We start from the raw sequence: 14,472 nt of genomic DNA, 5'->3' as shown, positions 1-14,472 counted from the left end.
CGCACTGAGCGCTTACCGGTCACCTTCGAAGCCGCGGATGAGCTCGACCTGACGCAGCAAGCGCCCCAGCGCCAGCTCCACCGGCCACACGTGCAGACGCCCGGCGAGCCGACAGCCGTGGTACAGCACCGCGCGGCTGAGTTTGCGAACCCCGTGCGCTGCGAGCGTCCCGACGAGCAGTCGCTGGGCAACCGACAGGTCGTCACGGGGGTCGAAGGTTCCCAGCCGCGCGGGGTACAGCTCGCCCAGGCGCCTGCGTGAGTCGCCGATGATGTGATACTCGCGGAAGTAGCCCGCGAGGTCGCGCTCGTGCTCGTGCGTCGCCGACAGCGTCCGGTCGAACACCGCGGACAGTCCTGCTTCGGCGCAGCGCATCCCGAATTCGCGGTCCTGGACCCGGGCCAGGTTGAGCGTGCCACTGACCCCGACACGCACGGCATCGTCCCTGCGCATGGAGTAGTTACCGCCCCACAGCGTGTTGATGATCGAATCCGGCTCAGCGGTCCAACTCGCACAGAATCGCTCGTACTCGTCGGCGTACAGCGTGGCGGTGAAGTTGCCCGGCCGGCGTTGCTGCGGACGGACTGTCGGCATGTAGCCGACAACCAAGGCGCCCCGCGTCTGCGCATGTGCGCGGGCGTGTCCGAAGCCCAGGCCCGGGTCGGCCATGACGTCGTCGTCGAGGAACAGCACGACCTCGGACCGCGCCGCGTCGAGTCCGGTCTGGCGCGCCGTCTCTGGCCCGCTGTTGGTCTGCCAGATCGGCCGCAATCGGTCGTGCGTCCGCGCCACGTCCTGCAGGAGCTCGAGCGTGCCGTCGTCGGATCCGTCCACGACCACGATGACTTCGTCGACGTGGGGATCGTCTAGTAGCGGAGCCAACGCCCGCATGATCCGGTCGCGACGCCGGAAGGTCGGCACGACGACGGAGACGCTCGGCAGGCTTCCGGACGACGTCGTCGTTTCCCTCCAATCGCGGTGGCTGTGAGGTGTTGCATCGAGTCCAAACATCAGGTGACCAACGACCGCACGCGCCAAGCTCGTGTTCCCAGGTACCCAAGCCCAACGCCAGCACCAATCACGATCGCAACGGTATAGATCGTGGGAACGAACCAAATGGGCCGGATCCAAGCCACCAATAGCCCCGAAGATGCGAGTAGCACCCAAGTTACTGTCCGTAGCACCGTGCTTGAAGCGAGAACTGACGAGAACCGATCGATACGACTCATCGAAATCAGCGAGTCAAGTTTAGACCACGGAATGAAAGCTGCGTAGACGAGAAGGTTGTACGGAAAAAGTATTCCAAGGACAACAAGCGTAATTATGTGGAATACTCCGAGACTGGCAATGGCCACATAGAAGGCACGCCAATACAGTGCGGCAAAAATTATTGAGCATTCCAACACCACCGTTGCGTAGTCCATAAACTCCCAGACAACGGGCGAGTCTGTCGGCAGTAATGTTGCCGTGCCCGAAAGCGGTGCGCTAAGGGCACCTGCCCGAATAACCGCATAACCATACGTCGCTTGCGAATCCCAAGAGAGCCAGCCGCCAAGCACTTTCGACAGACCGCTTGTCAGCATCGCCACACCCAACGCGATCGCCAGGGACCGCGGAGCCCAGTAATGCCCCACTAGGTTGGGACTTTTGCGCTGAGCATCGACAGAGAAACTAGACCCCCAGGCCGAGAACGAGAGCAGCAGTGGCACAAGGGGCAAAAGGATCGTGTGGTCGATCTTCCCGTAGCCGTATCCGATGCCGTAGATGACTATTTGCAGCACGGCTGCGGCTACCGCGGCAAGCTTCGTGTGCCAGCCGATAGCGAGCGCCGCGAGGGCGAAACACAGCGCCGCCTGAATCGCCCAGATGGCGAATAGAGGCGGCGCGGACACCAGAAGCATAAACGGTCCAGGCGGAGGATCGAATGCCACTTGCGGCACAGACGCAGCATAGTCGGAGCGATAGATAGTCAACAGCACGAAAAGCGCGTACAGGATTCGAAACCCGGATAAGTCTCGGCCCGAGACTGGCGAATTCAACAACCAGCCGTCGAGTCGACTACTAAGCAGCTTCATCCGACATCTCTGAGGTCGATGACGGTTGTCTCTATACTCGAGACCGGATAACTACGGTTCTCTTTGACCTGGTACTCGCGCAGCTGAGTGTCGATCCTGAGATATGAAATGTTTCCGGTCGGCACGAACTTGCTGATTTCCGCTCGCAGTTGTTCCCGGGATCGCCGATCGAGTTCAGGATGTGAAGCGATCGCTTCGACGACGTGGATTCCCTGATTCCAGCTCTCTGCGAAAAGAACATCCTTTGAGCGCTTCATCTCCGTCTTGGTCGTCGGCAAATTTAGCGCCACAGACGAACCATCCGCGAGAACGACCGAGAGAGACATGGTCTGGTCGGAAATAGTTCCGTCGGCACCAGGGACAGGCTGGAACGGCGGTTGCGTGAGGGCGGGGTATGGCTCCGACGACGCAAAGACGGACCAGGCGGCTTGAAGGGCAAGAACTGCAGCGATGAGACCTAGCACTACCCAGCCGAGAACTATGGAACGGCGAGACGAAGCTGTAGGTGACCCGTCCGCGGGTGCGGGCCGCCGACAGGTCCGGATAGTTACCGATTGCGGCGGCTGGGGGATCACGTCAGCTCAACCTTGTCGAGCGCGATTGCCTCGCACCCCACCCGCGTGCTCGCCGCGGGACGGGCTGGAGGTTGTCGAAACTCGCAGCGTGCCATGTCGATAGTACGAGCGATCCCCACCTGCACGGGCACGTGCGGGCTCCAACCCAGCCGCTCGCGAGCCCTGGTGATATCGGGCCGTCGTCGGGTCGGATCGTCTTGCGGTAACGGGTGCAACTCGATTCTCGAGGCTGAGCCGACCAATTCGCGCACCAGTTCCGCGATCTGGCGAACGGTGAGTTCCACCGGATTGCCAAGATTGATCGGTCCGTGCTCACGAGAGTCGAGCATCGCCGCGATGCCGCGAACCAGGTCATCCACGTAGCACAGACTTCGGGTTTGGCTACCGTCCCCGAACACGGTCAACGGTGCGCGGCACAGCGCCTGGTGGATGAAGCTCGACACCACCCGTCCGTCGTCCGAGCGCATTCGCGGACCGTACGTGTTGAAGATGCGCACGATGCCGGTGTCCGCGTCACACGAGGTGCGGTAGGCGGTCGTCAACGCCTCGGCATAACGCTTCGCCTCGTCGTACACGCTTCGCGGGCCGACGGGATTGACGTTGCCCCAATAGTCTTCTGATTGGGGGTGAATCAGCGGCTCGCCGTAGATTTCACTGGTCGATGCGAGGATGAAACGCGCCGACTTCGCACCCGCGAATTCGAGCACGTTCCGTGTTCCCTCCGCACCGGTCCGCAGCGTAAAGACAGGCCGCTGTAGATATTCGGGCGGCGATGCGGGACAGGCGAGGTGAATGACGCCGTCAAAGCTGCCCCCAATGTTGAGCGGTGCCAACACGCTTGCCTCGATGAACGAGAACCGTCGTGACGAGCAGAGCTGTTCGAGATTGGTGAGGCGCCCAGTCGACAGGTCGTCAAGACAAACGACGGTGTCGCCACGGTCGATCAGCAGATCGCATAGGTGCGAGCCAAGAAATCCGGCTCCTCCGGTGACGAGAATCCGCGCCATCAGGGCCGCCCTATGCCGCGGTACGTCCAACCCGCAGTGCGCCATACGTGTGGATCGAGGCAGTTGCGCGCATCGATGATGCGCTTCGATCGCGCAACGGCGGCAAGTTCTCCTGGCCGCATTTCCTGGAATTCGTCCCACTCGGTGAGCACTAGCACCACGTCGGCGCCGGCACACGCGTCGACGCTCGAGAACGCGTAGTTGAGCGTGGGGAAGGCTTTCCGCGAATTGTCCATGGCCATAGGGTCGTACACGGTCACATTGGCGCCCGCCCGTTGGATTTGATCGGCCACGTCCAGCGCTGGTGAGTCGCGAATGTCATCGGTGTTCGGTTTGAACGCCGAGCCGAGAATCCCCACTCTGGCCCCGACGAGCGATCCGCACTCTTCTCGAGCGATGCCTACGACGCGACCGCGCTGCCTCTTGTTGACGCCGTCGACTTCACGCAGAAATCTGAACGAGCGGCCGACACCCAGCTCACCGGATCGTGTTACCAACGCCCGCAGGTCTTTCGGGAGACATCCGCCTCCGAAGCCCAGCCCCGCGTCGAGGAATCGACGTCCAATGCGTTGGTCGTAGCCGATCGCATCGGCGAGCGCGGTGATGTCGGCAGACGTCGCTTCGCATACTTCAGCGAAGGCGTTGATGAACGAAATCTTCGTGGCGAGAAATGCGTTCGCGGCGACCTTCACCAGTTCGGCGGTCGCCAGATCTGTGATCAGGAAGGGAACATTGCCGTCCAACAGCGGGGCATACAACTCCCTCAGGGTTTCCGCTGACCGAGCTTCCTCGCGGTCTTCGACTCCAACGACGATCCGATTGGGATGAAGCGTGTCCTGTACCGCGAACCCCTCGCGTAGAAACTCGGGGTTCCACGCCAACTCGACCGCGTCACCGACCGGAGCGATTGCGCGCGCCCGTTCCGCCAACCGCTGGGCCGTCCCCACCGGGACCGTCGATTTGCCGACGATCAGCGTCGGTCGCTCCAAGTACGGGCATAGCGAGTCGATTGCGGCATCGACGAAGGACAGGTTGGCCCCAGAATTTCGCTTGTTCTGCGGAGTGCCGACTGCGAGAAAGTGCACATCCGCAAAGTCGGCGGCCTCCTCGAAAGAGGCGCTGAATCGGAGGCGTCCCGCGCCAAGGCCATCCCGTACCGCATCCTCGAGCTCCGGCTCGTAGAAGGGCACCACCCCAGATTGGAGCTTGGCCACCTTGGCGGCGTCGATGTCGATGGCCAACACGTGGTGGCCAATTCGCGCCATGCACGCGGCATGGGTGGTGCCCAAATAGCCAGCACCAATCACCGCAACTCTCAAGGAAGTTCGCTTGTCGCGGTGCGGTGCGTCGTCGTCCAGCCATCCAGGGCGCGTACGACCCGGCTCAGTCGTCAGCATCCTGGAATGGACCCCCAGTCAGGATTCTCTATCAGCGCCTCATGGCACCATTCTTGGCCATCGGGAGTTCCCATCCACTCCTTCGCTTGTTGGTCCTGTGTCGCCCGGATCGCCTTCGCGGCGGGCGAAAAGTCGCCCGCCGAGAAGCCCGGGTTACTCGCCGTAGCCGGCTTGGGATAGCAGTTCAGGTTCACCAGTATCACGTCGCCCCTTGACGTCCCGTTCTGATCCAGGAAGGTCGGTTGCGACGTGCTGACGACGTAGCACCGGTCTTGTGGCACCTGATCGCCGACGACCGTGGCCACGTGGGGTATCAGATTTGCGGAGCTGAAGTCGCTCTTGGCGTCGGAGTACTGCTTTCCGACGACATCGGGGGCGGCCGCCGCAACGCCGAGGCTCAGCATGGCCATCGAAGCACAGCCAATGATTCCAGCCACACTGGCGGCAAAGATACTGAGACTCTTCATGTTTGGGCTAAACCTCCCGTTGCGAGCACTTCGTGGAAGCCCAACCAAGATCTGGCAATGGGCTGCGGAGGAGAGCGATCAGGGTGTTCGCGTCACGGGCCTTCGCCGTCGGACAGGCCTGTGTGGAAACGCGAGGAAAGGGCCGTGGTCGCTGCCCTTGTAGGGAAAGACCTCACCGACGTTTCGACCATTCACCAAGTACGACACAGCATTCGAGGCACTCGCGCGCGCGCCGACTAACCGCGAGCGCTTTGGATGTTGGCCCTTGTGAAGAAACTCCCGCTCGATGGTCGACAGAATCCGCAACCCGTCGGCGATCGGGTTCAGATTGCTTCTTCCATAGATGCGATTCGACTCATAGCTCGCCACTTCGACGATCTTCACCCCGCGTAGCGCCAGCCGAACATTTATCAAGGTCTCGATCTCGAATCCGTCACCCCATTGCGGTGCGGTGGCGTTCACATCGGGTAGGTACATTGCGTCCAGGCAGCGCCGCCAGAATGCGTTGTAGCCGTAGCACAGGTCGGTGTAGTTCGTCGCGAATAGGACGTTCACCAGATCATTGAGGCGCCTGTTTCCGAGGCTTCTGAACCTCGTGATGTCGGTGCTGCCTCCACCCCGCAGGAACCGGGAGCCTTTCGCGAAATCCGCACCCGAGGTCAGTGCGTCGACGAAGCGGGGAATCTCGGCGGGATCGGTGCTCCCGTCGGCGTCGATCATCACGATGATGTCGCCGGATGCCGCCGCGAACCCACACGCGAGAGCATTGCCCTTACCTCTTCGCGTTTGGCGGACATGCACGCCGCTGGGCCATAGCTGGCGGGCGACTTCCGCCGTGTTGTCTTGCGAGTCGCCATTCACGAAAACAATCTCGTCGATGCCATCCGGCATGTGTGCTGCGACCAGCGGCAGATTGCGTTCTTCGTTGAGTCCCGGGATGACAACTGACACGGTTGGCCGCGCCAAATGATGCGGCTGTTGGCCTCGCTCAAGGGCTGAGCTCACGCGATCTGATCGGACGACGTCATCGATCATGCCGCCGCCCGCATCGCCGTTCGTCCGAACGTCCGTGCCTGACGGCTGACCGAGCACATCGTTGCCACGCCAATTCATCACCCCACCACCCCCGTGAAACTCTAGTTTGCTACCATCGAACTCACTAGGGACCAAACGTTAGCTCTCGGTATCCTGCAACGCCATACTATTGGTACGTTTCGATCGTGATTTCCATGGGTTTAACTGCGTATTAGTACGTTGAGTTGACGAGCCACTCATACGTTCGGATGACAGCAAGTTCGTTTCCTAGCGTGGAGCGGCGATGTTTGCCCATATTGACGCGCCAGCCCATTTCCGACCGTGTTTCAGCGTTACTGCGCTCGCCAACGACTGATTCCGCAGAGGCCCGCGGCTGGGCAGAGAGCCGGCAGCCACGACTCACAGGTCGTCAACGCTGAGGAATCCGTCCTGGATCGCTCTGGCGACAAGTGCCGCCTTTGTCAGCGCGGGTCTGCCGACCGCTGCGTACTTCGCCCGCACTCGTTGGAGGTGGGTACTCACGGTTGACGGCTCGATGAAGAGCTTCTTGCCCACGCAGTCCTTGTTCTCAGTCTGGAACCACGCGACGAGCACTTCCTTCTCCCGGTCCGTCAGGTGAGGTCGGCCCGCCGTGTTGCCGTTGAGCAGCGCCGTGGCCATCCGGGGCGGAATGTACGGCGTGTCGGAGCGAGCGGCATGGATCGCTGCGCGCAAGTGGTTTCCGTTCTCCGACTTCGCCACGTATGTCATCGCACCGGCGTCGAGACTGGTCAATATGACCTCGTCGGTCGAGAGATGGGAGTACACGATGACTCGATGGCCGCCCGCGCAGAGCTGACGAAGCGCACCGAACTGCGGTCCGTGGCCGTCGTATTGCAACGCGAACAGGACGACATCCGCGCCAGGTGTCGCCTCAGGGTGCCGGCGAATGAAGTCCGAGGGTTCGGAGAAATTGCCGACGATCTTGATCGGTGGCTGGCTTCCCGTCAGCCACGCCTCAATGCCAGCGTGCACCACATCTTGACGGTCAATGATGACGATCGAGATGTTCGACTGATCTCCACCTGCGCTTGACACTCCCCCAGCACTCCGTTAGCTACAACCCCACCCAAGGGTCATGGAACCATCATGCTGCAACGGCCGTGGACTTTTGCGCAAACTGTCGCCGTCCGTGTTTGCGACCGAGTGCTTTGACCGGCGCCCAGGCCTATTCGGCAAACGTGCCATAACATCATTAGCTCTGATCACAAAGGTAAGGCAGGCCTTAGCATGGCACTTCGTGTCGCGCGAACCACGGCCAGGAAGACTCGTTGACGCATGTGTACGTTAATTTGCTCAGAGCCAACCGGCGGATCAAACACCCGAGGCCAATATGTCTCACGGAGTCGTTGCCAGTCCTACACGGTCTGAGCTCGTTCGGCGTTGGCTGCGAACTCCGCGAGCCGGTCGGCAAACCGATCTGATCCGGCTGGTGCCGGTCTAGCGTGGAGTTCAATCCGGCATGATTCTTGCCACATCGGCCCCGGCACTCGGAAGACCGGGGCGCCCGGTCAGTTTGCAAGCTGCGCAGACGTTGCGAGCGTTGTGGACTGGCCCGCGGACCGATCGGGCCCGACAAAAATGGCGGTCCAAGAGCCCCTCCCGACCTGTTAGTTTCGGTTGACGTGACCATCCCGTCGGGGGATGCCGCCAGTCAAAAAAACAGGAGGGCACGACACGTGAAGTTCACCAAGACCTTGGCAGCCACTGCGGCCGTTGCAGCAGCCGGCTCCATTGGTTTCGTCATCGGGGCACCGACCGCCGTGGCGGACGCAACGACGCAAACGCTCGGTTCCCAGGGCAAGCTCGTCGACAGTGCGGGGAACGTGGTGCAGGGCTGGACCATCAGCAATCTCAAGCCAAGCAGCGACGCCATTCCGCACCCCGTCTACGGAACGCTGTGGGAGGCCACCGCGGCCGATGAGGCCGTGCAGGGCGGGGTCACCCCGATCGTGTCGAACCTGAACGCCCGTGCCCGAAGTGGCGAGACCTACCGCGTGCTGTTCGGTGCCGCCACGCCGCAGGGCATCAACCCCGCGACGCTCGCCCCAGGCGAGAAGACCTCCGGCAAGGTGTACTTCGACGTCACGGGCGACACGCCCGACAGCGTCGTCTACAACGCAGGCGGCCAGGATCTGCTCGTCTGGGTGCAAGCGCCTGCGAGCAGTCAGGGTGGCACGAAGTGGACTCCGGCGCCGCGCAGCGGTACCGGCTCGGGGACGTCCACCGCGACGACTTCGACGACGCCAACTCCCGGCGCGCCGACCACGACGACCCCAACTCCCGGCGCTGCCGCACCCGCGGCCGCCGAGGGCGTGCCAGGGGCCGCGGCCACCGAAGGCGTTCCGGGCGCACCACTTCCGACCGGCAGCCAGGGCACCCCGCTCCCTGCGGGCACGCCGACCGTTGCGCCGGTCCCCGCGGGCAGCCAGGGCACCCCACTGCCTGCCGGCAGCACCGCGGGTTCGCCTCAGCCAGCCAGCGTGCAGGAAGCACCGGCACCGGAGGGCAGCCAGGGCACCCCGGCCGCTCCCGTCAACCCGGCCGCGCCGACAACGACGACGATCGTCCCCGCGCCGCCGCGCTGACGGTCAGGAGTGGTTTGACCACCACTGGTACAGCTGGTGGAGGGTCGGTCCTTCGGGGCCGGCCCTCACCACGCTGAGCAACAGCTCCGCGTCATTCGTCCACGCCACCAACGGCTTGCCGTGCGGCAGCCCGCAGACCAGCGTCCCGGCGACCTTCGTCGGCGTGGCGTTGCGGCGCCACGGTCCCGGCGACTGAATGTTGCCAGGGCAGTTGACGATCTTGGCGTGCGCCACCACGTTGTCCATCGCGATGTTCAGTGCGTCGCCATCCTTCATCAGGGTGTAGGTCGCCGTCGGTGGGCCACCGACATCGGCGTTCTGAGTGCAATTGACCATGGCCACAGCATCTTTCGCCGCTTCGGCGGGCGTGCAGGCGTCCGAGGAGTAGCCGGGTGGTAGCACTGCCTTCAGCCGCTCCAGCGCGTCGGCATCCACAGTCGGCGTGGGTGCGGCGGTCGTGGAGTCCGCCGCGTCGGTGTCGCCCGCCGGCCACAAGAGCCAGGCGGCGAGCGCGACGAGCGCGACCCCAGCCACGGCGGCGGCGATGAGTCCAGGATGAATCCCGTTGTGCCGCACCGGCACCGTCCGCGGATCGACCGTCAGCGGCGCGGTGAACCGCCCTGCGAAGGTGTCCTCGGGCCGTGGCACCGATCGGTAGTCGTCCTGCCAGCCCGTCGGGCCGTAGCTAGGACGGGGCCGTTCGTCGCGCTCGGCGTCCGCCTGCGTGACGACCTGTACCGGTCCGGTGTCCTCGTCGGGATCGACGGTGGCGAATTCATCCTCCGGCAACGGCGGGTGGGCCTCCCACGGCGGCGGGGGCGTCGTCATGCCCGCGCCCCCGTATCACTCACTGTCACTACACAACACCCATGCATCGGTAACGAGGGTAATGGGCGACGGCCCAGGCGCTACATCCTGCGGGCGAGGTCGTCGTCGCCGCGGCGATGGGACTCGGGCGGAGCGACGGGCGCCGGGCCCACATCGTGTTTGCCGCCGCCCGGCCCGGCGGCTTCGACGAGTGGCTTCTCGGCCGGAGCCTGGTGCTGCTTGGCGTCGCGTTCCTCACGGTCGTCGTGCTCGGCGGGGGGTTCGTGGGCGGGCGCTTCGGCCTGGTCGCGCTGCTCCTGCGGACCGGCAGCGGCAGGGCTCGCCCCGGCCGGGCCCTGGCCGGCGGCTGGTTGGCCCGCGGGCGCCATCCCACGCGCGGCCTGTTGTCCGGCCGAGCCCTCCTGCGAACTGCCGCTCTGCGACCCGCCTGCGCTCTGGGCCGCCTTCATGGCCTGCTCCATGAGTGAGCCGAAGACGCTCGACCCACCGCCCGCGCCCCCGGCGGCGCCGCCCGCCTGCTGCGCCATCTGGCCGACCTGGCCGAGCATGCTCGACAGCTGCCCGACCGACTGGCCGCCTTGGTCGTCGGCGTTCTCATACGCCCCTTGGGCCTCGCCGACCTTGCCCGAGAACATGTTCTCCTTCGTCGACAGCGCCGCCACGCTGGTCGCCAACGGCGTGTGCAACGTCGGCAGCACCGCGGCGATGGTCATGCTCATTCCATCCTCGCCGGGCGTGATCGTCGGCATCGGTGGCAGCTCCACAGGCGCGGCGCTCCACGAAATGCCCTCAGGTTTCTGAAACGGGTCCATGGCCATCAGCGTCCACCTCCTTGTTCACCAGTCATCTTCGACACCTTCGTCGAGGTCGTATTCCAGCGGCGGCGGAGGGGAGAGCGACGCGGTGGCGCCGCCATTGCCCTCGCCGCGCTGGCCCATCATGGCTGGGCCGCCCATCCCGCCGCCTGCGGCCACCGGGGCCATTCCACCGACCGCCGCACTGCTGGCACCCGCCGGCATCCCGACCGCTACCGGCGAGGTGCCCACCAGCTTCGCCATCATCGGGGTCTGCGCGGGACTGCCGCCCGCACCGGGTACGGACGCGGCCTTCACCAGGCCCGCGCCGCCGCCCGCGCCCGAGCCACCGGCCAACGGGTGGTTGGAGAACGCCGCGAAGGGCGACGCGCCCGCGCCGGCCCCGCTGCCCTTGCCGCCGAACATCGACGTGAGCGACTGCAGGGGCTGCGCCAACTGTTGAAGCGGTTGCATGAGCTGCTGCGGCGCCTGAGTGACCATGCCCATGAGTTGGCCCGGAAGCTGCGCCGCCATGCCCGCCATCTGTCCCATCATCTGCATCGCCTGCTGGGAACCCGGAGAGGTGCCGGGATTGGGCATGGTGGGGGGCGATCCCGTGGCGTTGGCCACTTCGGCGGCGCCGGCGTTGACGAGCGCGATGTTCTGCGACAGGCCCATCTTGATGCGGCTCTGGATCAGTTCGGCGGTGTTGTTGACCGGCATCGCCTGGATCGCCATGCATTCGGTTTGCACTTCCATCGCCGTGGCATTAACCGCGGTCTTGGTCTGAATTACCGCCGCCTCCATGGCGTGCAACTTGAGCGCGATGGCTGCGGCCTGAGCCGCGTTGGCCTCGTGGCCGCCGATGATCTGGGTGGCCTCTCCGGCAGCCGCCACCCCGCCGCCGCCCAGCCATTCGCCCGTCATGCTCGTCAGCTGACTCGTCTGCTGAGGCACCACCGACCCCGTCAGCTTGGCGGCGAAGGCCTCGTACTGGGCCGCGGCCTCGGCGAGCTGTTCCTCCTCGACATTCGGCCAGCCCGGACCCGTCACGGTCTGCGATCCATACGGACTGACGTCGCGCTGAAGACCCACGACACCCTCCCCTTCGCCAAGCCCCGGGCACATCGTTCAGCTACCTCGATTGACATTACCGTCGGCTCGGCAGGCAGGTGCGCACTAAATGAGCGACGGGCGCAAAGTCCCTCGGCGGGCGCACACTCGGGCGGCAACCGTGGCGAAACCCGGTCGGACCGTGGTAGCTCGTACCTTCCAGCGTCGCTCGTTGCCTATGCAAATGTTTGCCCCGCTACGAGTGCAATCTAGCTGGAAACATGCGTACCGCGTCTACGGACGATCTCGTCAATCATGCACCGATTTTGCTACTCATTCGATGGCATGTTCGCGGAACAACGGCCATATTCAATATTTACGCAGGTGGAGCTTTAGCTGATAGATAGGCGAACACTTGCCCCTCCCGCTCACATCTCTTCGCCACCATTGCGTAGGGCCGGTTGGGTCGACATCGCGAAATCGAGCGCACATTGTTTGCTGGATTCATTGACACCCTTCACGCACAGGGCTAGCTTCAGAACTCCATGTAGTACCAACTAGCAAAGGGGTTCGCTGTGCCGTCGATCCGCTCTTGTCTCATCCTTGGTAGTTCCCTCATCGGTGCCGGCGCCATCGCCTTGATGGGCGCGGGCGCGTCGTCCGCCGATAGTGGGCTCAACTTCACGCCGGGCAACAACGGGCTGCTCAACAGCGGCACGGGCAACTCCGGCATCCTCAATGGCGGTTTCGGCAACACCGGTATCGCCAACAACCTGCTGATGCCGGGCGCCGCCAACAGCGGCGTGGCCAACGGCCTGCTGGGTGGTTCCGGCAACACCGGCGTCGCCAACCTGGGCGACCTGAACACCGGCATCCTCAACATCGGCCAGTTCCAACAGGGCATCGCCAACATCGGCACCACGCAGCTGGGGATCGCAAACATCGGCGCCGGGCAGGTAGGCCTGGCCAACATCGGCTGCGCAAACGGGGGCGCCGTCAACGTCGGCTGCGGGAACCTGGGCGCCGTCAACGTCGGCAACGGCCGCGTCGGAATCCTGCGGCTCGGCTTCTAGGCCCGAGCGGCACCCGATTACGTCAGCACAGCGCTGCAGGTGGTGAAACTACCTGCAGCGCTGTGCTATTCGCCCGTCTGGGTGTCTCCCTCGACGACGGCGGATTTGAGTTTGCCGCCTGTGGGTCGGGGGATGCGCGCCATCACCTTGAAGCTGACCCGCTGACCCACCCCGAACAACCGATCGACGTTGCGCCGCACCGCCCGCTCCACCGCCAACTCATCGAACCCCGGCCCCGGCGCCACCCGAACCTCGAAACAACCCCAACCCAACTGCGCCACCTGCGCCTCACGGACCCCCACCAAATCATCAACCACACTGCCCGGCAACGGAAGCGGCCGACCATCAGCAGCAGTGAACGAATCCTCCACCCGCCCACCAATACGCCCCAACAACGGAAACGAACGCCCACACCCACACGGCCCCGACCCAGCAGGACCCACCTCATCACCAGTGCGATACCGCAACAACGGAAAACCCCAGTTGTGCAACCCCGTACCCACCAACTCCCACCGCGACGCCACACCAGCCACCGGCAACAACTCCACGATCCCGTAATCGGGAAACACGTGATACCCACCGTGCTCACACGCCCCCGCCATCACCACCCGCTCGGTCTGCCCATAGTGATCGACCACCGGCGCCTCGAACACCTTCTCGATCAACCCCACCCGAGCCGCCGTCATGCTCTCCGAAGACGTAATCACCGCCGACACCGGAAACCGCAACCCACGCTCATCCAACAACCCCGCCAACAACGCAATGCTCGACGGCCACCCCTCCACCACATCAGGCCCAAACGCCCGAACGTCAGCCATGATCGAATCCACATTGGCCGCCACCAAATGAAAACTCGACACCAACAATTGTCCAGCCCCAGGAACCACCTTGGTCAACACCCCCGAACCGTCCGCCGCGAAATCACTGCCCCGCAACACGATCCGCCGCACCCCATGACCCAACCCAAACCACGACCACTGCCGCTCCAACGCACACAACTCGAACACCGACGAACCAGCCGTCCGATAACACGTCACCGGCGCACCCGAAGTCCCACTCGAATGCGCCTGCCACATCACCGCAGGCGGATAGGCACAAAAATCCAACGGCCGCGCCACCAAATGACTACGCGACACCAAAGGCAACAACCCAAGATCGGCCACCGTACGAATCTCCCGGAAATCCACCCCCGACTCCCGAAAGAACCGCCGATAAAACGGCGAACGCAACGCCGCCCACCGCACCAACCCCCGCAACCGACGCTCCTGCATCGCCTTGATCGCCGCAGCATCAGCCCGCTCAAACCTCGCCAACTGCAACCGCAACGGAACCCGAAGCGGCGCAGCACGACGCACCCGATGCATCAAACTCACATGCGACCCCGGTGGTGGCATCTCCCAACAATCCCACGCTTTTGCTGGAGATTTCCTGCTTCTCCTCGGAGTGCCGCGAGATGCTCACCTGGGTTTAGCATTGGAGCAGCGTCAGGCAAGGGGAGTTATGGCAAACGCTATCTGGTATCTCCGCCGTTTGCGATCGAT

14 protein-coding genes are annotated in these 14,472 nt (G+C 63.9%); 2 read left to right on the top strand and 12 right to left on the bottom strand.

Translation table 11 applies throughout. The features are described from left to right. Window positions 1-12: 12 nt before the first annotated feature. From SLQ33_RS16535 to SLQ33_RS16500, 8 genes are all read right to left on the bottom strand, one after another. Entirely contained in the window at window positions 13-1,011 is a 999-nt protein-coding gene (locus SLQ33_RS16535) for a glycosyltransferase family 2 protein (protein ID WP_319454944.1), read from the bottom strand. Next, the gene (locus tag SLQ33_RS16530; protein WP_319454943.1) at window positions 1,011-2,075 is read right to left on the bottom strand and encodes an HTTM domain-containing protein; all 1,065 of its coding nucleotides are present in this window, start codon (window positions 2,073-2,075) and stop codon (window positions 1,011-1,013) included. Before SLQ33_RS16530 ends, SLQ33_RS16535 begins: the two co-directional genes overlap by 1 nt. Next, a complete protein-coding gene (locus SLQ33_RS16525) occupies window positions 2,072-2,401 on the bottom strand; it encodes a hypothetical protein (RefSeq protein WP_319454942.1) in 330 nt (109 codons plus the stop codon). The genes SLQ33_RS16530 and SLQ33_RS16525 overlap by 4 nt, the downstream gene beginning before the upstream one ends. Window positions 2,402-2,646: 245 nt before the next feature. After that, window positions 2,647-3,657, bottom strand: coding sequence for an NAD-dependent epimerase/dehydratase family protein (locus SLQ33_RS16520; protein ID WP_319454941.1), 1,011 nt, complete (start codon window positions 3,655-3,657; stop codon window positions 2,647-2,649). Continuing rightward, window positions 3,657-4,976 carry a UDP-glucose/GDP-mannose dehydrogenase family protein gene (locus SLQ33_RS16515; RefSeq protein ID WP_319454940.1) on the bottom strand — a complete coding sequence of 440 codons (1,320 nt, stop codon included), beginning with the start codon at window positions 4,974-4,976 and terminating at the stop codon, window positions 3,657-3,659. The genes SLQ33_RS16520 and SLQ33_RS16515 overlap by 1 nt, the downstream gene beginning before the upstream one ends. A 71-nt stretch (window positions 4,977-5,047) precedes the next feature. Beyond that, window positions 5,048-5,521, bottom strand: coding sequence for a PASTA domain-containing protein (locus SLQ33_RS16510; protein ID WP_319454939.1), 474 nt, complete (start codon window positions 5,519-5,521; stop codon window positions 5,048-5,050). Between the two features lie 78 nt (window positions 5,522-5,599). After that, entirely contained in the window at window positions 5,600-6,634 is a 1,035-nt protein-coding gene (locus SLQ33_RS16505; protein ID WP_319454938.1) for a glycosyltransferase family 2 protein, read from the bottom strand. Window positions 6,635-6,955: 321 nt separating this feature from the next. Continuing rightward, entirely contained in the window at window positions 6,956-7,633 is a 678-nt protein-coding gene (locus SLQ33_RS16500) for a response regulator transcription factor (RefSeq protein WP_319454937.1), read from the bottom strand. 641 nt (window positions 7,634-8,274) lie between these two features. Here SLQ33_RS16500 and SLQ33_RS16495 point away from each other — a divergent pair. Then, complete coding sequence (locus SLQ33_RS16495; RefSeq protein ID WP_319454936.1) at window positions 8,275-9,183, top strand: MPT63 family protein; 909 nt, start codon at window positions 8,275-8,277, stop codon at window positions 9,181-9,183. A 3-nt stretch (window positions 9,184-9,186) separates the two neighbouring features. Here SLQ33_RS16495 and SLQ33_RS16490 read toward each other — a convergent pair whose 3' ends face one another. From SLQ33_RS16490 to SLQ33_RS16480, 3 genes are all read right to left on the bottom strand, one after another. Continuing rightward, the gene (locus SLQ33_RS16490) at window positions 9,187-10,011 is read right to left on the bottom strand and encodes a hypothetical protein (protein WP_319454935.1); all 825 of its coding nucleotides are present in this window, start codon (window positions 10,009-10,011) and stop codon (window positions 9,187-9,189) included. Window positions 10,012-10,091: 80 nt separating this feature from the next. Then, the gene (locus SLQ33_RS16485) at window positions 10,092-10,829 is read right to left on the bottom strand and encodes a hypothetical protein (RefSeq protein WP_319454934.1); all 738 of its coding nucleotides are present in this window, start codon (window positions 10,827-10,829) and stop codon (window positions 10,092-10,094) included. Between the two features lie 18 nt (window positions 10,830-10,847). Beyond that, the gene (locus SLQ33_RS16480; RefSeq protein WP_319454933.1) at window positions 10,848-11,900 is read right to left on the bottom strand and encodes a hypothetical protein; all 1,053 of its coding nucleotides are present in this window, start codon (window positions 11,898-11,900) and stop codon (window positions 10,848-10,850) included. Window positions 11,901-12,433: 533 nt separating this feature from the next. On the opposite strand from SLQ33_RS16480, the gene SLQ33_RS16475 reads away from it, so the two are divergent. Next, window positions 12,434-12,931 carry a hypothetical protein gene (locus tag SLQ33_RS16475; RefSeq protein ID WP_319454932.1) on the top strand — a complete coding sequence of 166 codons (498 nt, stop codon included), beginning with the start codon at window positions 12,434-12,436 and terminating at the stop codon, window positions 12,929-12,931. Between the two features lie 65 nt (window positions 12,932-12,996). Here SLQ33_RS16475 and SLQ33_RS16470 read toward each other — a convergent pair whose 3' ends face one another. Then, window positions 12,997-13,749, bottom strand: a complete 753-nt coding sequence (locus SLQ33_RS16470; RefSeq protein WP_319454931.1) for a hypothetical protein — start codon at window positions 13,747-13,749, stop codon at window positions 12,997-12,999. Window positions 13,750-14,472 lie beyond the last annotated feature (723 nt).

Origin of the sequence: Mycobacterium sp. RTGN6, assembly GCF_033804605.1 — a bacterium.
GTDB lineage: Bacteria > Actinomycetota > Actinomycetes > Mycobacteriales > Mycobacteriaceae > Mycobacterium.
The sequence above is the reverse complement of the archived record's forward strand: the minus strand, read 5'-3'. Positions and strand labels throughout refer to the sequence as shown.